This is a genomic window from Streptococcus sp. FSL R7-0248 (assembly GCF_037967965.1).
Taxonomy (GTDB): Bacteria; Bacillota; Bacilli; order Lactobacillales; family Streptococcaceae; genus Streptococcus.
In genome coordinates this window covers 1,464,864-1,489,524 of sequence record NZ_CP150201.1, presented here as the reverse complement: position 1 = coordinate 1,489,524, position 24,661 = coordinate 1,464,864, and the positions used below count along the sequence as shown (strand labels likewise).

The window sequence follows — 24,661 nt, the reverse complement described above, 5'->3', positions numbered from 1 at the left end:
ATAAAGCGTTTGCAATCTTTTTTGAGGGAAATAAGAGTTTATATTAGAGCTTACAAGAATTTTATGATAAAATTTATCGGTGAGTTTTAATTCATAAAACAAGAATGGAGTAGATATGTTTTTTAGAAGGAACGAAGGGGAATATCGCGAAACTGATCGCGTGACTCGTTTTAAATTGATTAAATCAGGTAAGCAATGGCTTCGTGCTGCGACATCTAACTTTGGACTTTTCAAGGTTGTTAAAGGTGGGACAGACGCACCATCAGTTTCAGCACAAAGTGTTGAAGAGAAAACACCGCTTCTCTCAGGGCAAGCTCTACTTAAAGGGATTGCGGCGGCAGGTGCAGTGGCTGGAGGAGCAGTAGCTACTTACACTGCTCAAGCGGAAGAAACGACGACTCCGGCTTTGGAAAGTCAAGTAACTGCTAATCAAGATGTGGCGGTCAACTCTGAGTCAGTGGTATTGAGTGCAGCACCAGTTTCTGAAACTTCAGCAGTAGCATCAACAAGCCAAGAGTCTACAAGCTCTTCAGTTGATGCTCAAGCAAGCACAGAAGCATCAGTTTCAGTATCACAATCTGTGTCTCAATCAATTTCTGCTGAATTGTCACAAGCTATCTCTGAATCTGTATCACTCAGCAAGGAGTACTCAACTTCTGACAGTCAGTCACAAACTGAAAGTACAAGTGGTTCAAACTCGGAATCAGCTTCTGATTCAGCAACTTCAACAAGCTCAGTTGCTTCAGAAACTGCAAGCCAAGATGATGAAAAATCTGTTTTGGATCAAAATGTTTCAGAAGCAGAATTACTTGTTAATATTGCTAAAAACTACCAAGCAAAATTGACAGACACAGCTGCTAAGGCTGAAATTCAAACGGCTATTACAACCGTTCAAGAAGAAGTCACTAAATCAACGACATTGATCGTGGCATCAGCAACAAGCGCAGCTTACGCAGAACAGCGTGAGCGTCTTGGTAATGCCGTAGATAACATGATGACCAAGCTGACAAATGCTGGTTTCAATGGGAACTCTACAGTGAATGGCACACCAGCTATCACTTCAAACCTTAACCTAGCGACTGGTGAAACTAAGGTGTATACAGGAACTGGAACAGACTCAAACTATAATGTTCCAATTTACTATACATTGAAAGTGACAAATGACGGGACAAATCTGAATTTTGTCTACGCTGTCACATATGTTAATCCTGCAACATCAACCCTTGGGAATATTTCGAAGATGAGTCCTGGATATTCTATCTATAATACAGGAACATCAACACAAACGATGTTTACTTTAGGTAAGGGACTTACTCCTCCAACAACTGTAACGTCTTATATTACAGATAAAAATGGTAACCAAATTGCAAATCCTAAGGCTAATACAACACCAGTAACAACTCAAGGAAATGGTCTCACTTGGTCAAATGGTTTCCAAATGAATGGTTACCAGGCTAAACAAAGCTATGGTCTGACAACAACTTGGACTGCTAAAATCACTGGTGATGATACATCCTTCACATTCTCACCTTATGCAGGTAAGACAGATACGATTGCCGTTAACTTCTTTAATGGTAGTCAGGTTATCGAGTCTGAATCTGAAGCTGATACAACGAGTGCATCTTTAAGTACATCTCAAAGCATCGTAGAAAGTACTTCAACAGTAGAGTCTCAATCTGTATCAACAAGTAAGGTAGAATCTGCATCAGTTTCAGCATCTGAGTCAGAGGTTGTCTCATCTTCTCTTTCTCAATCAGAGGAAGCATCAGCATCCCTTTCAGAGAGTGTTTCAGAAAGTCTTTTTGAAAGTGCCTCAACAAGTGCATCAGTGAGCGCATCACAGTTAGAGTCAAATTCAGTCTCAGCTTCAGAAAGTGCATCAACTTCAACATCTCAGTCTGAGTCGAACTCAACTTCAGCCTCAGAAAGTGCATCAACTTCAACATCACAGTCTGAATCGAACTCAACTTCAGCCTCAGAAAGTGCGTCAACGTCAACATCACAGTCTGAATCGAACTCAACTTCAGCATCTGAAAGTGCATCAACATCGATTTCTCAATCAATCTCAAATTACGAGTCAGCTTCAGAGAGTGAGTCAACATCAGCTTCACAATCCGAATCAAACTCAGTTTCTACTTTAGTGAGTGAATCAACATCAGCATCACAATCCGAGTCAAACTCAGTTTCTACTTCAGAAAGTGAATCAACATCAGCGTCACAATCCGAATCAAACTCAGTTTCTACTTTAGTGAGTGAATCAACGTCAGCGTCACAATCCGAGTCAAACTCAGTTTCTACTTCAGAAAGTGCATCAGTAAGCACATCACAATCCGAGTCAAACTCAGTTTCTACTTTAGTGAGTGAATCAACGTCAGCATCACAATCCGAATCAAATTCAGTTTCAACCTCAGAGAGTGAGTCAACGTCAGCGTCACAATCCGAATCAAACTCAGTTTCTACCTCTGAGAGCGAATCAACGTCGACATCACAATCCGAGTCAAACTCAGTTTCAACTTCAGAAAGTGAATCAACATCAGCGTCACAATCCGAGTCAAACTCAGTTTCAACTTCAGAAAGTGAATCAACGTCAGCATCGCAATCCGAGTCAAACTCAGTTTCAACTTCAGAGAGTGAATCAACGTCGACATCACAATCCGAGTCAAATTCAGTTTCTACCTCAGAGAGTGAGTCAACGTCAGCTTCACAATCCGAATCGAATTCAGTTTCAGCTTCAGAAAGTGAATCAACATCAGCATCACAATCCGAGTCAAACTCAGTTTCAACTTCAGAAAGTGAATCGACGTCAGCTTCACAATCCGAATCAAACTCAGTTTCAGCTTCAGAAAGTGCATCAGTTTCAGAATCACAATCAGTGTCTAATTCCGAGTCAGCATCAGAGAGTGCATCAGTTTCAGAATCACAATCAGTGTCTAATTCCGAGTCAGCATCAGAGAGTGCATCAGTTTCAGAATCACAATCAGTGTCTAATTCCGAGTCAGCATCAGAGAGTGCATCAGTTTCAGAATCACAATCAGTGTCAAACTCCGAATCAGCCTCAGAAAGTGCATCAGTTTCTGAATCACAGTCTGTATCAAACTCCGAATCAGCGTCAGAGAGTGCATCAGTTTCTGAATCACAGTCTGTTTCAAACTCAGAATCAGCGTCAGAGAGTGCATCAGTTTCTGAATCACAGTCTGCTTCAAACTCAGAGTCAGCGTCAGTAAGTGAATCAATTTCAGAATCACAATCAGTATCTAACTCAGAGTCAGCCTCAGAGAGTGAGTCAACATCGACATCACAATCAGAATCAATTTCAGTTTCAGCCTCAGAGAGTGAATCAGTTTCTGAATCACAGTCTGTTTCTAATTCAGAGTCAGCCTCAGTAAGTGAATCAGTTTCTGAATCACAGTCTGTATCAAACTCAGAATCAGCGTCAGAAAGTGCATCAGTTTCTGAATCACAATCAGTGTCTAACTCAGAATCAGCATCAGAGAGTGCGTCAGTTTTTGAATCACAGTCTGTATCAAACTCAGAGTCAGCCTCAGAAAGTGCATCAGTTTCTGAATCACAGTCTGTATCAAACTCAGAGTCAGCCTCAGAAAGTGCGTCAGTAAGTGAATCACAATCAGTGTCTAACTCAGAGTCAGCATCAACAAGTGCATCTGTCTCAGAATCACAGTCTGTATCAAACTCAGAATCAGCGTCAGTAAGTGCGTCAATTTCAGAATCACAGTCTGCTTCAACTTCAGAGTCAGCGTCTGTAAGTGCATCAGTTTCAGAATCACAGTCTGTATCAAACTCAGAATCAGTGTCAGAGAGTGCATCAGTTTCAGAATCACAGTCTGTATCAAACTCAGAATCAGCGTCAGAGAGTGCCTCTATCTCAGAATCACAGTCTGTTTCAAACTCAGAATCAGCGTCAGAAAGTGCATCAGTTTCAGAATCACAATCAGTGTCTAATTCAGAGTCAGCATCAGTAAGTGAATCAGTTTCAGCTAGTGAGTCAGCATCATTGAGTGAATCTCGAAGTACAAGTGCGTCAGTTTCGGCTTCTGAATCAGAATCATTAAGTACATCAAGCTCTTTGAGTGCTTCTGTATTTGAAAGTCAGTCTCAAGCCATCAGTTCTTCAATTTCTGCAATCATTTCAACTGTTGAGTCTATTTCGAACTCTGCTTCAAGCTTCATTTCAACAAGTGAATCGATTTCAACATCTAACTCAGCATCATTGAGTGAGTCAGCGTCATTGAGTGCATCTGTTTCAGGCTCACAATCAGTATCTAATTCTGAAAGTACATCTGTAAGTGCTTCAGTTTCAGAATCACAATCAGTTTCAAATTCTGAGTCTGCATCAACAAGTGCCTCTATCTCAGAATCACAGTCTGTTTCCAACTCACTTTCAGCGTCAGCCTCAGCGAGTGTCTCTGCATCAGAATCAGCGAGCACATCAGTTTCTGTATCAGAGTCAGCGTCAGTGAGCACATCAGTTTCTGTATCAGAGTCAGCGTCAGCAAGCACATCAGTTTCTGTATCAGAGTCAGAATCATCAAGCGTATCTGCATCAGTCTCTGCGTCAGCCTCAGCAAGCACATCTGCATCAGAATCAGCAAGTGCATCTGAGTCAGCATCTGCATCAGAATCAGCAAGCACATCAGCTTCAGTCTCTGCGTCAGCGTCAGCAAGCACATCAGTTTCTGTATCAGAGTCAGAATCAACAAGCGTATCTGCATCAGTCTCTGCGTCAGCGTCAGCAAGTACATCCGCTTCAGTCTCTGTCTCAGAATCAACAAGTGCATCTGAATCTGCATCAGCATCAGCGTCAGCAAGCACATCAGTTTCTGTATCAGAGTCAGAATCAGCAAGCGTATCTGCATCAGTCTCTGCTTCAGCCTCAGCGAGCGTATCCGCTTCAGTCTCTGCATCAGAATCAGTAAGCGCCTCTGAATCTGCTTCAGCCTCTGCGTCAGAATCAACAAGCACATCTGAATCTGCTTCAGCATCTGTGTCAGTCTCAGTAAGCACATCTGCATCTGAGTCAGCTTCAGCAAGCACATCCGCTTCAGTCTCTGCCTCAGAATCAGCAAGTGCCTCAGAATCTGCATCAGCATCTGCGTCAGTCTCAGTAAGCACATCAGCATCTGAGTCAGCGTCAGTCAGCACATCAGTTTCTGTATCAGAGTCAGCGTTAGCAAGCACATCAGCATCTGAGTCAGCGTCAGCAAGCACATCAGTTTCTGTATCAGAGTCAGCGTCAGCGAGCACATCAGTCTCTGCCTCAGAATCAGTAAGCGCCTCTGAATCTGCTTTAGCATCTGCGTCAGTCTCAGTAAGCACATCTGAATCTGCATCAGCGTCAGCGAGCGTCTCAGAATCAACAAGTGCATCTGAATCAGTCTCAGTCTCAGAATCAGTAAGCGCCTCTGAATCTGCATCAGTCTCTGCGTCAGAATCAACAAGCACATCAGTTTCTGTATCTGCATCAGAATCAGCAAGCACATCCGCTTCAGTCTCTGCCTCAGAATCAGTAAGCGCCTCTGAATCTGCTTTAGCATCTGCGTCAGTCTCAGTAAGCACATCTGAATCTGCATCAGCGTCAGCGAGCGTCTCAGAATCAGCGAGCACATCAGTTTCTGTATCAGAGTCGGCGTCAGCAAGCACATCAGTTTCTGTCTCTGCGTCAGTCTCAGTAAGCACATCTGCATCAGAGTCAGCGTCAGCAAGTACATCCGCTTCAGTCTCTGTATCAGAATCAGTAAGCGTATCTGAATCAGCTTCAGTGTCTGCCTCAGCGAGCGCCTCTGAATCAGCAAGTACATCAGTTTCTGTATCAGAGTCAGCTTCTACATCAGCATTCTTGAGTGCCTCTGAAAGCACAAGTGCTTCAACATCATTGAGTACTTCAGCAAGTCTTTCAACCTCTGCCTCAACAAGCGCTTCAGTGTCTGCCTCATTGAGTGCCTCAGAATCAACTTCTGAAGTGAAAGATCCTAAGCACAAACGTGGTAGCCAAGCGCTTCCTAAGACTGGTGAGGAAAACTCATCATTGTCAATGGCATTTGGTGCTTTGGCAACTGCAACAGGTCTCGCCTTTCTTGCTAAACGTAAGAAAGATGAAGAAGAAAGTGAAGACTTCTAAGTCTTAGTAAGTTTAATCATTATCTTTTAGCAAGATAATCAAATATCCCCTATCGATTAGAGTGATTTCCTAATTGGTAGGGGATTTTTTTAGTCTGATATTCTAAAAATACAAATAGTTTTAATAAGTCTTAGGGTTAGCATTATTATCGTATTTTTAGGGAAATGAAAGAAAGGATTAATCGCTAGAAAGCAATCTTGAAATGAGATTTTTTGCTTAATTTTATGATAAAATTGAAAGGAGTGTTTTAATCAAAAATAAATGGAGTATATATGTTTTTTAGAAGGAATGAAGGTCAATATCGTGAAACCGATCGTGTAACACGCTTTAAATTGGTTAAGTCAGGAAAGCACTGGCTTCGTGCGGCGACGTCGAATTTTGGTCTTTTCAAGGTGCTTAGAGGAGGCATGGATACACCGTCTGTTGCTGCCCATCAGGTAGAGGTGGATGTACCTGCTTTTTCAGGTCAGACAGTGCTTAAGGGAGTGCTTGCAACGGGGACCTTGCTAGGTGGTTCTGTTGTGACTCAAGTAGCTCATGCGGATGAAATGACTGATCAGCCGATTTTGGAAAGTGAAGCAGGAGCTAAGACTGATCTCTTGGCTGCATCTGATTCCGTTGTTCTTGGAAATATGGAGTCTGTGTCCAGTGTTCAAGAGAGTCAAGTTAATAGTCAAGGGTCATCAGAAACTGCGTCAAGTCAGACTTCGGAGGCTTCTTTGAGTGAGTCTTTATCACGCAGCCAATCTGTGTCTGTTTCTGAATTAGCTTCAAGATCGACATCCTTGTCATTGAGTGCCTCGCTTTCTGCTTCCTTGTCAGCTTCATTAGCTTCTAAGTTGGAATCAGTAAGTCAGACGGATTCTTCTTTACATAGTCTGTCAGAGAGCGCAGCTGAAAAATCATCAGATCATAGTACAAGTACATCTGTTCAGTCAGTTAGCAAGAGTGATAGTAGTGATTCTAAAGATGGTGTGAATCTTGTGAGCTCGGAATCTGCTTTGTTAAACGCTTCCTTGACATCTGAAGTGCAAACGAATCTCAAATTGTCTGATACGGCGACTGGTCTGCTAGCTGCCTCGGTTGTGGCAGATGCTGAGCGTTTAGAACAAGAAAAGCGTCTCAAAGATCTTGCCTTAGACATTTATACCTATAAAGCTCAAGCTGTCGATTTGCCAAATACGGATGCTGCTATTCTCAAGGGAGATAAAGCCCTGGATGCCATTCGTGTCAGCCTGGCTGATCGTGACAGTGATGTGGCACCTACGATTACTCAGGCTCGTCAGGCGAGAAATAGTCTTGCCAATGCGGTGCTTCGTGCGACATCTGGTCAGCGTGATCCTCGTAATGGTTCTCGCATTGATGCTAATAGTAATCTCCGTGCACCCCAGTATAATTTAGGTTCGGCTAACAATGCCTTGATTTCTGTTTACAACTCTGACTACATCAATCAGGCTTATAATGTTGTTGAAACTATTCCTACACGAAATAGTATTAAAAGCATTGGCTACGCTTCTGGTAGTGATCGTGTGAATGGAATCAACGTGCCTCAGACCTCTGCATTGAAAAATAGTGCGGTAGCCTTTAATATTTTTGGAACTGTTGGGCAGACAGAGGTCGTAACGCCTGGGAAAATTTATAATGTTTCTTTTGTAGTTACCAATACGGCTAATCAGTCAGTGACACGCACGCTTCGTATCCAGGTTTTGCCACAAAATGATGGTATTCGTAATCCGATTACGGCTGTGACAACGGGGACCTATGTTAATGACACAAGTAATCTCGCTCAAGCCGAAAAAGATAAGGTTTGGGAGGCCTTTAAGACTGCTAACCCAAATATTGCCACTTCAAAGGATTTTAAATCTTATTCGGTTTCATCATCTGGTGTGGTGACTATTACTTATAAAGATAACACCACAAATGATGTGACGGCTCCAGTGAAGCGACTTGCAGCACCAACGGTTGAAACGAGATTATTGGACAAGGCTTACACGCAGGCACCTGTAACGGTGACAGGAGCTGAGCCAGGTTCTACAGTCGTTCTATACAATAATGACGACGAAGTGGGAACAGCAGTGGCAGATGCTTCGGGTCAAGCGATTGTGACGCCGACAGTTAAGTTACAAACAGGTGGTGTAACTGCCAAAGCTCGCATCATGTATGATGATTATGCGGTATACTCAGATGCCAGCAATTCCGTGGCTGTAACGGATGGGACGCGTCCTGAAGTGACGGCTAAGTTGACTGTCGATGGTGTGGAACCTAAGTCTACGCCTCTCGAAGGTGGTGGGAAAAACTATACCATCTATGCTGGCGATGATGCTGTTTTGACTTTCACGGCTACAGATGACAGTGGTAAGCTTAAAGAAATGAAAGTCGTTGCAAGAGCCGACTTGGATGACAATGCCTTGAACGGAAATTTCTTTGGTAGTAGCCAGTATGGAACAGGTAATATTGCACCGATTACGGGAGATATCACAGCAACGAGTGACAATCCTGCAACCATCACAGCGACCATTCATTTGAAAGATGACCTTTACCATTCCTTCCGAAACACATGGCAACGTAATGTTGCTGCTATCGACAATGCATCAAATATGAACCGTCCAAATGGCTTGGGTGAGATTCGTATTACTCAGGGACGCTTAGCAGATCGTACGCCGGGTGTGGCACCGACAAGCACTATTCAGGTGACCAGCCTGACTGCCTTAACAGATGCAGATAAAAGCAAGATTATTGCGGCTGTGTCGGCCTTGAATCCAGAGGTTGCCAACCGTATTAAGTCTTATACGGTTAATAGCGATGGAACGGTAACGATTACTTATAAAGATAGTACGACGAATGTTGTGACGGTGAAATTGTCGGATAGTGATCACAGCCAGTCAGTGTCGCAAAGTGCCAGTCAGTCTAAGCAGGAATCGATTTCTCAAAGTCGAAGTGAGTCTGCTAAGCAGTCTGCATCGACCAGCCTTTCATTGAGCACGGTTGCTTCAAAAAGTGTTTCAAGTTCCTTGAGTTTATCAGCTCAACAGAGTGTTTCAAGATCACAAAGCCAATCTGCTTCAACGAGTGCGTCTTTGAGTGTCGTGAAATCGGCGAGCGTTTCAAGTTCTTTGAGTGAATCCTTGAAGACCAGCGTCTCACAAAGTGAGTCAGCTTCAACGAGTGCATCTTTGAGTGCCGTGAAATCGGCGAGCATTTCAAGTTCCTTGAGTGAGTCTTTGAAGACTAGCGTTTCGCAAAGTCAATCAGCCTCAACAAGTACATCTTTGAGTGCCGTGAAATCGGAGAGTGTTTCAAGTTCCTTGAGTGAGTCCTTGAAGACTAGCGTTTCGCAAAGTCAATCAGCCTCAACAAGTGCTTTTTTGAGTGCCGTGAAATCGGCGAGCGTTTCAAGTTCTTTGAGTGAATCCTTGAAGACCAGCGTCTCACAAAGTGAGTCAGCTTCAACGAGTGCATCTTTGAGTGCCGTGAAATCGGCGAGCATTTCAAGTTCCTTGAGTGAGTCTTTGAAGACTAGCGTTTCGCAAAGTCAATCAGCCTCAACAAGTACATCTTTGAGTGCCGTGAAATCGGAGAGCGTTTCAAGTTCTTTGAGTGAATCCTTGAAGACCAGCGTTTCGCAAAGTCAATCAGCCTCAACAAGTACATCTTTGAGTGCCGTGAAATCGGAGAGCGTTTCAAGTTCCTTGAGTGAGTCCTTGAAGACCAGCGTTTCGCAAAGTCAATCCGCTTCAACGAGTGCTTCTTTGAGTGCTGTTAAGTCAGAGAGTATCTCAAGCTCCTTGAGTGAGTCTTTGAAGACTAGTGTCTCACAAAGTGAGTCAGCCTCAGAGAGTGCGTCTGTTTCAGAATCACAATCTGTATCAAATTCTGAATCCGCTTCAGAGAGTGCTTCAGTATCTGAGTCACAATCCGTTTCAAACTCAGAGTCCGCTTCAGAAAGTGCATCAGTAAGCGAATCACAATCATTGTCTAATTCCGAGTCTGCATCTGCAAGTGAGTCGATTTCAGAATCACAATCATTGTCTACTTCAGAATCCGCGTCTGTAAGCGAATCAATCTCTGAGTCGCAATCAGTGTCAAACTCAACTTCAGCCTCAGTAAGTGCTTCAATTTCAGAGTCACAGTCTGTTTCAACTTCCGAGTCATCGTCAGTAAGTGAATCAGTTTCAGCTTCACAGTCTGAATCGAACTCAGTTTCATCGTCAGTAAGTGAATCAATTTCAGAATCACAGTCTGTTTCAACTTCCGAGTCAGCTTCAACAAGTGAGTCAGTATCTGAATCGCAGTCAGTCTCAAACTCAGAGTCAGCCTCAGAGAGTGAATCAACATCAGCTTCACAATCAGAATCAAACTCAGTTTCTACTTTAGTGAGTGAATCAATTTCAGAATCACAATCGGTTTCAAACTCAGAGTCATCGTCAGAAAGTGCTTCAGTAAGCGAATCACAATCAGTTTCTAATTCTGGGTCAGCATCATTGAGTGCGTCAGTGTCTGAATCACAATCAGTGTCTAATTCAGAATCATCGTCAGTAAGTGAATCAATTTCAGCCTCACAATCTGCCTCAAATTCCGAGTCAGCCTCAGCAAGTGCATCAGTGTCTGAATCACAATCTGTCTCAAACTCAGAGTCCGCTTCAGAGAGTGCTTCAGTTTCAGAGTCACAGTCTGTCTCAAACTCAGAATCATCTTCAGAAAGTGCTTCAATCTCTGAATCACAATCTGTTTCTAATTCCGAGTCGGCCTCAGAGAGCGAGTCGACATCAGCGTCACAATCAGAGTCAAACTCAGAGTCAGCTTCAGAAAGTGCATCAACTTCGACATCACAATCAGTATCCAATTCTGAGTCAGCTTCAGAAAGTGCATCAACTTCGACATCACAATCAGTATCCAATTCTGAGTCATCCTCAGTAAGTGCGTCAGTATCAGAATCACAGTCAGTATCAACTTCCGAGTCAACTTCAGAGAGTGCATCTGTGTCAGAATCACAGTCTGTTTCAACTTCCGAGTCATCCTCAGTAAGTGCTTCAATTTCAGAGTCACAGTCTGTTTCAAATTCTGGGTCAGCATCATTGAGTGCGTCAGTGTCTGAATCACAATCAGAGTCTAATTCAGAATCATCGTCAGTAAGTGAATCAATTTCAGTCTCACAGTCTGTTTCCAACTCAGAGTCAGCATCAGAGAGCGAATCGATATCAGCGTCACAATCAGAGTCTAATTCAGAATCATCGTCAGTAAGTGAATCAATTTCAGTCTCACAGTCTGTTTCCAACTCAGAATCAGCCTCAGTAAGTGAATCAATTTCAGAATCACAATCTGTCTCAACTTCCGAATCCGCATCAGCAAGTGCATCAGTTTCAGAATCACAATCTGTTTCAAACTCAGAGTCAGCATCAGAGAGTGCTTCAGTTTCCGAGTCACAGTCTGTCTCAAACTCAGAATCATCTTCAGAAAGTGCTTCAGTTTCCGAGTCACAGTCTGTCTCAAACTCAGAATCATCTTCAGAAAGTGCTTCAATCTCTGAATCACAATCTGTCTCAACTTCCGAGTCAGCCTCAGAGAGCGAGTCGACATCTGCGTCACAATCAGAGTCTAACTCAGTTTCAGCGTCATTAAGTGAATCTATCTCAGAATCACAGTCTGTCTCAAACTCAGAATCAGTCTCAATAAGTGAATCAATTTCAGAGTCACAATCTGTATCAAATTCCGAATCCACTTCGGAAAGTGCGTCAGTTTCTGAATCACAGTCTGTCTCAACTTCCGAATCCGCTTCAGAGAGTGCATCAGTGTTTGAGTCGCAATCAGTATCAAACTCAGAGTCAGTATCAGAGAGTGAATCAGTAAGCGAATCGCAATCAATTTCAAACTCAGCATCAGCGTCAGTAAGTGCGTCAATTTCAGAATCACAGTCTGCTTCAACTTCAGAGTCAGCGTCTGTAAGTGCTTCAATCTCAGAATCACAATCTGTCTCAACTTCCGAATCCGCATCAGCAAGTGCGTCAATTTCAGAGTCGCAGTCTGTCTCTAATTCAGAATCCGCATCAGCAAGTGCATCAGTAAGCGAATCACAATCAGTATCTAATTCAGAGTCAGCATCAACAAGTGAGTCAAATTCAGAGTCACAGTCAGTTTCAAATTCAGAATCTGACTCTGTAAGTGCTTCAGTTTCAGCTAGTGAGTCAGCCTCATTGAGTGAATCACAAAGTACAAGCGCATCAGTGTCGGCTTCTGAATCAGTATCATTGAGTACATCAAGCTCATTGAGTGCATCTGTTTTTGAAAGTCAGTCTCAAGCTTTCAGTGCTTCGATTTCTGCAATTATTTCAACTGTAGAATCTATATCGAACTCGGCTTCTCGTTTCATTTCAACAAGTGAATCGATTTCAACATCGAACTCAGCATCATTGAGTGACTCAGCATCGTTGAGCGCTTCAGTTTCAGACTCACAATCAGTGTCTAACTCCGAGTCAGCATCAGAAAGTGCATCAATCAGTGAATCACAGTCTGTTTCAAACTCAGTATCAGCTTCAGTAAGTGCTTCGATTTCAACAAGTGAGTCTGTATCATTGAGTGAGTCGCAAAGTGCAAGTGCATCAGCGTCCGAGTCAGCATCTGCAAGCGTTTCAGCTTCTGAATCAACCTCAGCAAGTGTTTCTGCATCCGAATCAACTTCAGTGAGTGTGTCAGTATCCGAGTCAACCTCGGCTAGTATTTCTGCATCAGAATCAGAATCATCAAGTTTGTCTGCATCCGAGTCGGCATCGGCTAGTGTTTCAGCTTCTGAATCAACCTCATCAAGTGTGTCAGTATCTGAGTCAACTTCATCGAGTGTTTCAGTGCCTGAGTCAGCATCGGCTAGCGTTTCTGCATCAGAAAGTGCTTCAATTTCAGCAAGTGAGTCTGCATCATTGAGTGAATCTCGAAGTACAAGTGCATCGGTGTCGGCGTCTGAATCAGTATCATTGAGTACGTCAAGCTCTTTGAGTGCTTCTGTATTTGAAAGTCAGTCTCAAGCCTTCAGTGCTTCAATTTCTGCAATTATTTCAACTGTTGAGTCTATTTCGAACTCGGCTTCAAGCTTCATTTCAGCTAGTGAATCGCTTTCGACATCTAATTCAGCATCGTTGAGTGAGTCGGCGTCATTGGGTGCATCTGTTTCAGGGTCACAATCAGTCTCTAATTCAGTGTCTGCATCAACAAGTGCTTCTGTCTCAGCATCACAGTCTATTTCAAACTCAGTTTCAGCCTATGTATCAGAATCACAATCCGAATCAAATTCAGTTTCTACTTCAGAGAGTGAATCAACGTCAACATCACAATCTGAGTCAAACTCAGAATCAGCATCATTAAGTGCTTCAGTTTCAACAAGTGAGTCTGTATCGTTGAGTGAGTCGCAAAGCGAAAGTGCATCATCCTCAGCAAGCACATCAGCTTCAGTCTCAGCGTCAGAATTAGCGAGCGCATCCGATTCAGTATCTACGTCAGCCTCAGTAAGTACTTCGATTTCAACAAGTGAGTCTTTATCGTTGAGCGAATTACAAAGTGCAAGTGTATCTGTCTCAGCATCAGCCAGCACGTCTGAGTCAGTCTCAACAAGTGCCTCTGTCTCAGAATCTGTAAGCGCATCAGAATCCGCTTCAGTGTCTGCCTCAGAATCAGCGAGCGCCTCAGCTTCAGTCTCAACAAGTGCCTCTGTTTCAGAATCCGCTTCTACATCAGCATTCTTGAGTGTCTCTGAAAGCACAAGTGCTTCAACAAGTATTTCAACATCATTGAGTACTTCAGCAAGTCTTTCAACCTCTGCCTCAACAAGTGCCTCAGAATCAACTTCTGAAGTGAAAGATCTTAAGCACGAACGTGGAAGCCAAGCGCTTCCTAAGACTGGTGAGGAAAACTCATCATTGTCAATGGCATTTGGTGCCTTGGCAACTGCAACTGGTCTTGGATTTCTTGCCAAACGTAAGAAAAATGAAGAATAGGACGAAGATTATTTGTATTTCAGAATTGTAATAGTCTTTGCAATGCTCAGATAAGCACAGAAAAACACCTTCATGTTAGCTAACCATTCTAGCTAGGAGGTGTTTTTTGATTTGGAGATGTTGTGATAGTTTCAAAATGGAACAAACCTTTTGAAATACAAATGACTACATAAAAATAAGAGACCACTTAAACATGGTCTCTTATTTGTTGTCTTGCTCATTATCTTGTTTAAACATCACAGTTCCGATCGTTACTAGAATGGTTAAGAGAATCGGTATGACTCGAAAAACTCCCCAGTCAGGGTCGCTAGCCAAAAGGATAGAGACTATATAAAAACCGATACTTGTGGTTAAGAAATTTTTATTACCTTTTTTACGCCCTATACCTGTTAAGATGGTTGCAATTATATAACAAATAAAGCTAGGTGCTAGGAAAATAATCACAAGAATTCCCCAAGGATTAACGAAAAATAAGGCAAAATAAACTATAGCTAAATAAAAGGCGACTGCAAGGATAATAGAAGCAACCCTGTTGTCTGGAGAATTATTCTTAATGAGGTCTGGCCTAGTGACCTCTTGACCAGTCTTAGCCTTATCTTGGTTTGTGTTGAAGTTTGTATGTTGTACTGACATCTTTCTCACCTACCTCTCTATTTGTGTCTAAATAGGTTAATTCTTTCACCTTTATTATACTCCTTTTTTCCTTAGTTTCAGCAAGATCGATAGGCTTTTGAGCCATTTTTATGTGATGGCTTGTTGCTCGTGTTCTGCTTTCTTACTGGCACTATAGGTCCCAATTTAAAGCCCTTACACCTCAGTAAGTAATGAATGGCTTAGATAGTTAGAATTTAGATTCTGTATGAGAAGATAGTCTAAAAAAGACCCTATCCTGACAAATCTGATGGTTTGATAATGACGGTATTTTTTGTCGCTTTGAAAGGAGAGTCTTAAGGATTTTGTGAATTTTCATTAGACTCTCTTGAGATAGTATTAAAAGAAATACCTTATCAATAATCATTCTAAATAGCGATAGAGTATCATTTGTATTGATTTAAAAAAATAAAATAAGCTATTTTTTATTTCGAAACACTCACTTTAAACTCATTTAATTAAAACAATAAAATGTTTTTTCTAAAAATTATGAAAATTTATCGAATCTTATTGAAAAAAAACTTTCAATGATTTAGAATGAAGCTATAAATGGGAAAAAGGAGTCTTTTTATTATGGACAAAAAAGTACATTATAAAATGCACAAAGTCAAGAAACAATGGGTAACCATTGCAGTTACAGGGATGTCACTCGGTGCAGTCTCAGCGGTTTCATTAGGGACTAACGACGGTGTCGTTCAGGCCGACGAACACACGGATGCTACTGTAGCCATCCCCGATATTACTGTTGATACGGGTACTGTATCTAACGATACAACGGCTGCTCAGGATCCAACTACAGCAGTTGCAACGACAAACAATGCCGCAACTGATCAAGCAGCTCCAACAGCAACTTTCGATTTGACAACTGATACAACAACTACAGTTGCAGCGAATGCTGTTGATACGGCAGCGACAGTCGGTACTGATCGTGCAGCAACTACAACAGATACAACAGCAACCAACGATACAGCTGTTGACACAACAAATAACAATACTACAACTGACACAACAACAGTTACAGACCATGCAGCGACACGTGAACGTCGTGCGACTGGTGCCCGCCGTGGTCCTACAGGAGGCCGTCGTGCCACACCAGTTGCTGGTAATAATAACAATGCTAACAATACGGTCACAGTAGTAAATAACGACCTTCCAGCAACTAACAATGTTGTAACTGATGGCCCAAGCCACATCAAAACAATTGATGGAAAACAATACTATGTTGAAGATGACGGTACTATTCGTAAGAACTATGTCCTTGAACGTAACGGTGGAAGCCAATACTTCAACGCTGAGACCGGTGAATTGTCTAACCAAAAAGATTACCGTTTCGACAAGAACGGTGGAACAGGTTCATCAGCCGACAGCACAAACACAAACGTTACTGTAAATGGCGATAAAAATGCCTTTTATGGTACAACTAATAAAGATATCGAACTTGTTGACGGTTACTTCACTGCCAACACATGGTACCGTCCAAAAGAAATCTTGAAAGACGGTAAAGAGTGGACTGCCTCAACTGAAAATGACAAACGTCCATTGCTTACGGTTTGGTGGCCAAGCAAGGCTGTCCAAGCGAGCTACCTTAACTACATGAAGGAGCAAGGTCTTGGTACGAATCAAACCTACACATCATACAGTTCACAAACTCAAATGGACCAAGCAGCGCTTGAAGTTCAAAAGCGTATTGAGGAACGTATTGCACGTGAAGGCAACACTGACTGGTTGCGTACAACTATCAAAAATTTCGTGAAGACTCAACCTGGTTGGAATTCAACTTCTGAAAACCTTGATAACAGTGACCACTTGCAAGGTGGTGCCCTTCTTTATAACAACGATAGTCGTACAAGCCAGGCTAACTCAGACTACCGTCTCTTGAACCGCACACCAACTAGCCAAACAGGTAAACGCAATCCTAAGTATACCAAGGATACAAGCAACGGTGGTTTCGAGTTCTTGTTGGCTAATGATATCGATAACTCAAATCCTGCGGTTCAAGCTGAGCAGTTGAACTGGCTCCACTACATCATGAACATCGGTACTATCACTGGTGGTTCTGAAGATGAAAACTTCGATGGTGTTCGTGTCGATGCCGTGGATAATGTCAATGCCGACCTTCTCCAAATTGCTTCAGATTACTTCAAAGCTAAATATGGTGCTGATCAAAGTCAAGATCAAGCCATTAAACACATGTCTATCTTGGAAGCATGGTCTCACAATGACCCATACTACAATGAAGACACTAAAGGTGCTCAATTGCCAATGGATGACCCTATGCACTTGGCATTGGTATATTCACTCTTGCGTCCAATCGGTAACCGTTCAGGAGTTGAACCACTCATTTCAAATAGTATGAATGACCGTTCTGAAAGTGGTAAAAACTCTAAACGTATGGCTAACTACGCCTTTGTGCGTGCTCACGACTCTGAGGTACAATCAATCATTGGTCAAATCATCAAAAATGAAATCAACCCTCAATCAACAGGGAATACCTTCACTCTTGATGAAATGAAGAAAGCCTTTGAAATCTACAACAGAGACATGCGTAGTGCTAACAAGCAGTACACACAATATAATATCCCATCAGCATATGCCTTGATGCTTACGCATAAGGACACTGTGCCACGTGTTTACTATGGAGACATGTACACAGATGATGGTCAATATATGGCTCAAAAATCACCATATTACGATGCTATTGAAACCCTCTTGAAAGGCCGTATCCGCTATGCAGCTGGTGGTCAAGATATGAAGGTTAACTACATCGGTTATGGTAATACTAATGGTTGGGATGCTGCAGGTGTCTTGACATCTGTACGTTACGGTACAGGGGCTAATAGTGCTTCTGATACTGGTACAGCAGAAACACGAAACCAAGGTATGGCAGTTATCGTTTCAAACCAACCTGCCCTTCGTTTAACAAGCAACTTGACTATTAACATGGGTGCGGCTCACCGTAACCAAGCTTATCGCCCATTGCTTTTGACAACAAAGGATGGTGTGGCTACTTACTTGAATGACGGCGATGCTAACGGTATTGTTAAATACACTGATGGTAACGGTAATTTGACATTCAATGCAAGCGAAATCCGTGGTATCCGTAACCCTCAAGTTGATGGTTACCTTGCCGTTTGGGTACCAGTAGGTGCTTCTGAAACTCAAGACGTGCGTGTAGCACCAAGTAAAGAAAAGAACAGCAGTGGTTTGGTTTACGAATCAAATGCTTCCCTTGATTCACAAGTTATCTACGAAGGTTTCTCTAACTTCCAAGACTTCGTCCAAGATTCATCACAATACACTAATAAGAAGATTGCTGAAAATGCAAATCTCTTCAAATCATGGGGTATCACATCATTCGAATTTGCACCACAGTACGTTTCAAGTGATGACGGTAGCTTCCTTGACTCAGTCATCCAAAATGGTTATGCCTTTACAGACCGTTATGATATTGGTATGAGTAAGGACAACAAGTACGGTTCATTGGCTGACTTGAAAGCAGCTCTTAAATCGCTCCACGCTGTAGGTATCTCAGCGATTGCTGACTGGGTTCCAGACCAAATCTACAACCTTCCGGGTGATGAAGTGGTCACTGCAACTCGTGTTAATAACTATGGTGAAACTAAAGACGGCGCAATCATCAATCATAGCCTCTATGCTGCTAAGACACGTACTTTTGGTAACGACTACCAAGGTAAATATGGCGGTGCCTTCCTTGATGAATTGAAACGTCTTTACCCACAAATCTTTGACCGTGTTCAAATCTCTACTGGTAAACGTATGACTACTGACGAGAAGATTACACAATGGTCTGCGAAGTACATGAATGGTACTAACATTCTTGACCGTGGCTCAGAGTACGTACTTAAGAATGGTCTCAACGGTTACTACGGTACAAATGGTGGTAAAGTTAGCCTTCCAAAAGTAGTCGGAAGCAACCAATCAACTAACAACGACAACCAAAACGGTGATGGTAGTGGTAAGTTCGAGAAGAGCTGGGGCAGTGTTTACTATCGTTATAACGATGGCAAACGTGCTAAGAATACCTTCATCAAAGATAACGACGGCAATGTTTACTACTTTGATAACTCAGGTCGCATGGCAATCGGTGAAAAGACTATCGATGGTAAACAATACTTCTTCCTCGCTAATGGGGTGCAGTTGCGTGATGGTTACCGTCAAAACCGCAGAGGTCAAGTCTTCTACTATGACCAAAACGGTGTCTTGAATGCAAACGGCAAACAAGATCCAAAACCAGACAACAATAATAATGCATCAGGACGTAACCAATTCGTTCAAATTGGTAATAACGTTTGGGCTTACTATGATGGTAATGGTAAACGTGTAACAGGTCACCAAAACATTAATGGTCAAGAACTCTTCTTCGACAACAATGGTGTCCAAGTTAAAGGTCGTACCGTTAATGAGAACGGCACTATCCGTTACTATGATGCTAACTCAGGAGAAATGGCTCGCAACCGTTTTGCTGAAATTGAACCGGGTGTTTGGGCTTATTTCAATAATGATGGAGCAGCCGTAAAAGGTTCACAAAACATCAATGGTCAAAACCTCTACTTTGATCAAAATGGCCGTCAGGTCAAAGGTGCTTTGGCAAACGTAAATGGTAACCTTCGTTACTATGATGTAAACTCAGGTGAGCTCTACCGCAATCAATTCCACGAAATTGATGGTAGCTGGTATTACTTCGATGGTAATGGTAATGCTGTCAAAGGCATGGTTAATATCAATGGTCAAAATCTCCTCTTTGATAAAAATGGTAAACAAATCAAAGGTCATTTGGTTCGCGTAAACGGTGTTGTTCGTTACTTTGATCCAAATTCAGGTGAAATGGCAGTTAACCGTTGGGTTGAAGTAAGTCCAGGATTGTGGGTTTACTTTGATGGTGAAGGCCGAGGTCAAATCTAATCGTTTCCAAACTGTATGAACCGAGACAACAGTCTCGGTTTTTATGGCGTAACTGGGTTTCCGTAAAGACTTAGATGTGGACTGTGAATAGTCAATTTAACCCGTTCCTTGAGTTAGTTGTGAAAATACCTCTGACTATTTGGTGCCCAGGATGACATCAAAATAGCCTAATCCAAGTAACTATTATTAATACATAATTTAATACGAGAAAACTTTGAATATAGGGATTTTCATTAAATGGTTCCAATCTATTGACGAAGCGTCAAAGTCAATCTATACTAGGAGTAATGACAGTTATTTATTGGTATTCCATAGTCGGGGACTAGGCACGGACCTTGTCTGTGTCATTCTCTTAGGTTGTTCCCTTACAACTAAGGTAAGGCTCTAGTAGCCTTCCAAAGATGAGAAGTAGTTGTAATCGTTTTAAGTGTATTTCTTGTAAGAGTGTCTCTAGTGAGAGAAAACACCATTAAAGACCTATCATTTAAGCTATAGAGGGAATCTCATTTTGATGCCACTTTCGTAAACTACTTGATAGATATTGCACATTAAAACACTATTTTTTCACTTAGGGGTTAAAATGATTAAAGTTCTTACACCTTACTTGTAAAAATTCGATTCTCGTATTATAGTATATATAAGAGATATCAAAAATTTTAATCTTTGATAAGAACTTGTTAGCTTCTCTGAGGGAAAATGAAATCTTAATAGAAAAGATTTCCATGAGAACTTAGCAAGTAAAGGATTTTATTTCTCATAAAAAGAAGAAAGGGGGAGTATTTTTGAGAGCCTATAGGGAAGATGCGACTGAAGCAGCAGCAAGAACTGCCGAAGAGCATATTGCACATAAATCAGCGCACTCTGATTTAGTTGATACTATAGATCTTTCTAAATTATTGACTAACCCAAAAAGTCGCTCTGACCACGGTGCCCCCTCTCCATTAGATTTTGCCAGAGCTGACGAAGTTCTCTTTGATAATCATGCTCAATCGGAAACCGTGAGGATTCCATCTAAGCAAGAGATTATTTTTCAAGGAGCGGATTCGCAAACTCCAGATCCTGAAGTCATGGAAAACCATGTCTTCACAGGGACTAGGGATAGGAAGACTGGTTTAATCGAATGGGACAAGGACAGTTATACCTATCCTAAGATATCGGTACCAGTTGTCCAGGGCTATTTCGCTGACCAAAAGGAAGCGGGTTTTAACGTTGTCACGCCCTATGTGCCAACGGTAACGGAACATGTGACCTATAGGAAATTGGGACGCATTATCCCTGTGACAGAAGATGGGGAATATATTCCAGGTGCTTTGACTAAGCAGTATAACAATAACAAAAAAGATCCACGAAAGGCGGGTGAGACAGCAACACCAGCTGTTCAAGATTATATGACAGATATTAAAAGTGTAGTACCGAACAAACCAGGAGCGGACACTCCGGTTGTGTATCGTAAAATTTTCAAGAAAGCCAGCATCACTTATATTGATGAAACTACCGGTGCTTACTTGGTTAGTGACCAGTTGACCGGTGAATTGGGTGAAGCGATTGAATACGGGACAGCAACACGTATCAAGACTTTCAAGAACATGGGATATGACTTGATTCAGGACGAATTCCCTAAAGATGCCATTTTTGATGATAAAGATATTGATGATCAAGAGTGGTTCGTCCTCTTGCAACACGATGTTGCCAAGGTGGGACCTGAAAATGAGCAAGTCCCAGATACTCCAATCAATCCTAATAATCCAGATGGACCTAAATGGCCATCTAAGTATGCTTACGAAAAAGAAGTAAGCTTCACAGTCTTTTACAGAAGTACAGATGGCAATGCTGATTTGCCAGATGCTGATGTGCAAAAGGCTTATTGGGTGCGTACTCTTACCTTCGACAAGGTTACAGGTGAGCTTGTTGATGAGACAGAGTGGTCTCCAAACAAAACCAAGTATTATGATATTTATGCACCAGTTGTTTTAGGCTATTTTGCGGATAGAGTAGAAGTTAAGGGTAGAGATGTTACTGAGGATAATATAGAAGAAACCGTTACCTATGTTCCACTTGGTAAGATCATTCCTATTGATGCGAATGGACGCTTGATTCCAAACGTGCCTACGCCAACCTTCAACAACGATGCTAATAACCCAACCAAGGTTAGTGAGACTCTTGTTCCTCACATTCCGGGTTACCGTCCAATGCAACAAAGTGTCATGCCTGAGAGCTTGACAGACGATATTCTTGTTGAGTACGCTCCAATCCTTGAAGATGTAACGCAACCAACCTTGCAAACTGTCTTCTTCAAAGGTGCTGGCGAAGCAACACCGTCTGTTAATATTCAGTCTGACTTCAGCTTCACTGGTAAGTACAACCAAGCAGAAGATACTTACACTTGGGATCAAGACAGCTATACTTTCGCTAAGGTCAATGTTCCAGTTATCGAAGGTTACTTTGCGGACAAGGCAGTTGCTGGTATGCAGGTTGTTACACCTGATAAACCAGAAGCAACAGATAGTGTTGCCTATAAAGAGCTTGGTAAGATTATCCCTGTTGATACCTTTGGTAATCCAATCGCGGATGCAGAGCCAGTTCATTATGCTAATGATCCTCAAGATGCTACGCAAGTTATTGAGACACCAGCACCACAAGTTGCTGGCTACCAAGCTGAAAGTGAATTGGTATTGCCAATTGACCTCAGCATGGACCAAACCTTGGTTTACGAGCCAATCTTGGATGATATCACGCAAGATACGAAACAAACGGTTACCTTCCAAGGTGCAGGCTACAAAGATCCAGTTATCAACATTCAAGATAGCTTCAGCTTCCACGGTAAATTTAACCAAGTGGAACAAACAAGCACTTGGGATCAAGACAGCTTCACTTATGATGTCGTAGAAGTTCCAGTTGTAGATGGCTTCTATGCGGATAAACGTCAAGCTGGTGGTCTTGAAGTTCGCCCAGACCTTCCAGAAGTGGAAGATACAGTAACTTATACAGAACTTGGTAAGATTATTCCAGTAGATGATTATGGTACACCAATCGAAAATGCACCTACTCCAAGCTACAACAACGATCCTGAAGATCCAACCATGGCTATGGAAACAGTCGTTCCAGATGTTCTTGGTTACATTTCTGAAAAGGCCTTTATTACTCCAGAACACCCAGGTCAAGATACCAACGTGGTTTATGCTAAGGATGAGCAAAAAGCTATTATCCTTTACATGAATGAGCTTGATAAGTCAGAATTGACTCGTGATGTTGTTGTCGGAAGCTCAGGTGAGAAGATTGACTACTCTACTGATGAACAAATCGCAAACTTGCTCAAACAAGGTTATGAACTTGTCAACGATGGTTATGCAGAAGCCTTTGACCACACTTACAACGGTGATTCTGACTTTGATCAAGTCTTCGAAGTGGTTCTTCGTGAACGTTTGGTTCTTATCGACCCAGATATGCCAGCACCAGTTGCAGGTGAAGTTGTAGATCCAAATGATGTGAATAGCCCAGTTTGGCCAAATAGCGTAGAAATGCTTGAAAACCGTGCCGATGTGACACGTACCATCCAGTATGTCTTCGAAGAAGGTGGCTTGGCTAGCGACGACTACGTTGAAGTTCTTGATTTCAAACGTTTGGCTAATGTAAACCTTGTGACAGGTGCTATCAATTATGAAGCATGGTCAAGTACTCAAGCTGGCTTCTCAGCTGTTCCTTCACCAGAGGTTGTCGGATTTACACCAGACCGTATAGAAGTCGCTGAAATGACAGATGTTTCTGTGGAAACTCCTGAAATCATGGAAGTGGTTACTTACCTCAAGGATGCTCAGAAAGCTACAGTCACTTATGTTGACGGTACAACTCGTAAGAAACTTGAAGTGGTTGACTTGCTTGGTAAATCAGGCGAAGTGATTGAATACTCAACAATCGAACGTATCAAGTACTATAGCGACCGTGGTTATACTCTTCTTGCTGATGGCTTCACAAACGGCGTTATCTTTGATGGCGATTCTCATGTTGACCAAAACTTCATGGTTACCCTTCGTCATGGTACCGTTCAAGTAGGTCCAGATAACATCCAAGAAGCTGGTACACCAATCAACCCAGCAAATCCAGATGGTGCCAAATGGCCAGAACGCGAAAGCTACATCAAAGACGTAACCTTCACAGTTCTCTACACATCTAGCGATGGACAAGCAGAACTTCCTGCCAATAACATCCAAACTGCTCAATGGACACGTAGCTTGACTATTGATAAGGTTACAGGTGAAGAGCTTGGTTCAAGCTACTGGACTTCAAATAAAGGTCAGTTTGAAACAGTCATCACTCCTGAAGTAGAAGGTTACAGTGCTGATAAGGACAAGGTTGAAGGTAAGACAGTAGGTCAACGTAACCTTGAAGAAACCGTTGTTTATATCCCGCTTACAGGCGATATTAACGGTAAACCTAAGGAAGACAAGGCAGACGATATCGTTGTTGAAGAAATCCAAGACCTAGAAGTTCTCGACCAAGTCGAAGAGCAAGTGGAAGCTCATGATGGACCAGTCACTTATGGACCAGGCGATGACTTTGAAGCACCTGTTTCAAGTCAAGCTGAGGGTAAAGGCTCTAAACACAAGATGCCAATTAATCTCTCAAATGAGGAAGAAGCAAGCAAAGGTAAGATTGAAGAAACCATCAATATCGCAGGCTTCACCGTATCGGTAACAGGTCTAGGACTTGGCCGCAACGGACGTAAAAAGAAAAATAAAAAAGATCACAAAGATCAAAAGGACAAATAATATAAAGCCCTGAATGACTCAGGCATGCCCAGACAGAAAGAAAATCTCAAGTTGCTTAGTGCACTTGGGATTTTTTTGTGGATTGTTTCTTATCTAAAATAAGATGTTTAAAGACTATCTCAGAACATTTTTTTATTAAAAATATGTAAAACTATTAACTCTGATTTTTTTCCGAAAAGATATTGATAAACTACAATTATAGT

5 protein-coding genes are annotated in these 24,661 nt (G+C 42.1%); 4 read left to right on the top strand and 1 reads right to left on the bottom strand.

The window, feature by feature from the left end; translation table 11 throughout:
• Positions 1-115 precede the first annotated feature (115 nt).
• Positions 116-6,136, top strand: coding sequence for an accessory Sec-dependent serine-rich glycoprotein adhesin (locus tag NYE32_RS06875; protein WP_339156921.1), 6,021 nt, complete (start codon positions 116-118; stop codon positions 6,134-6,136).
• Between the two features lie 272 nt (positions 6,137-6,408).
• Positions 6,409-14,118 carry an accessory Sec-dependent serine-rich glycoprotein adhesin gene (locus NYE32_RS06870; RefSeq protein WP_339156920.1) on the top strand — a complete coding sequence of 2,570 codons (7,710 nt, stop codon included), beginning with the start codon at positions 6,409-6,411 and terminating at the stop codon, positions 14,116-14,118.
• A 201-nt stretch (positions 14,119-14,319) separates the two neighbouring features.
• Here NYE32_RS06870 and NYE32_RS06865 read toward each other — a convergent pair whose 3' ends face one another.
• Complete coding sequence (locus tag NYE32_RS06865; RefSeq protein WP_156685301.1) at positions 14,320-14,751, bottom strand: hypothetical protein; 432 nt, start codon at positions 14,749-14,751, stop codon at positions 14,320-14,322.
• Positions 14,752-15,342: 591 nt separating this feature from the next.
• On the opposite strand from NYE32_RS06865, the gene NYE32_RS06860 reads away from it, so the two are divergent.
• Together NYE32_RS06860 and NYE32_RS06855 are read left to right on the top strand one after the other, a co-directional pair.
• Positions 15,343-19,692 (top strand): glycoside hydrolase family 70 protein, encoded by a 4,350-nt coding sequence (locus NYE32_RS06860; RefSeq protein WP_156685302.1) that lies wholly within the window; start codon positions 15,343-15,345, stop codon positions 19,690-19,692.
• Positions 19,693-20,474: 782 nt separating this feature from the next.
• Entirely contained in the window at positions 20,475-24,458 is a 3,984-nt protein-coding gene (locus NYE32_RS06855) for a hypothetical protein (protein WP_156685303.1), read from the top strand.
• Positions 24,459-24,661: the final 203 nt, after the last annotated feature.

Coding starts and splice junctions, on each gene's coding strand:
- NYE32_RS06865 (WP_156685301.1), bottom strand. CDS start 14,751: ATGTCAGTACAACATACAAACTTCAACACAAACCAAGATAAGGCTAAG.
- NYE32_RS06870 (WP_339156920.1), top strand. CDS start 6,409: ATGTTTTTTAGAAGGAATGAAGGTCAATATCGTGAAACCGATCGTGTA.
- NYE32_RS06875 (WP_339156921.1), top strand. CDS start 116: ATGTTTTTTAGAAGGAACGAAGGGGAATATCGCGAAACTGATCGCGTG.
- NYE32_RS06860 (WP_156685302.1), top strand. CDS start 15,343: ATGGACAAAAAAGTACATTATAAAATGCACAAAGTCAAGAAACAATGG.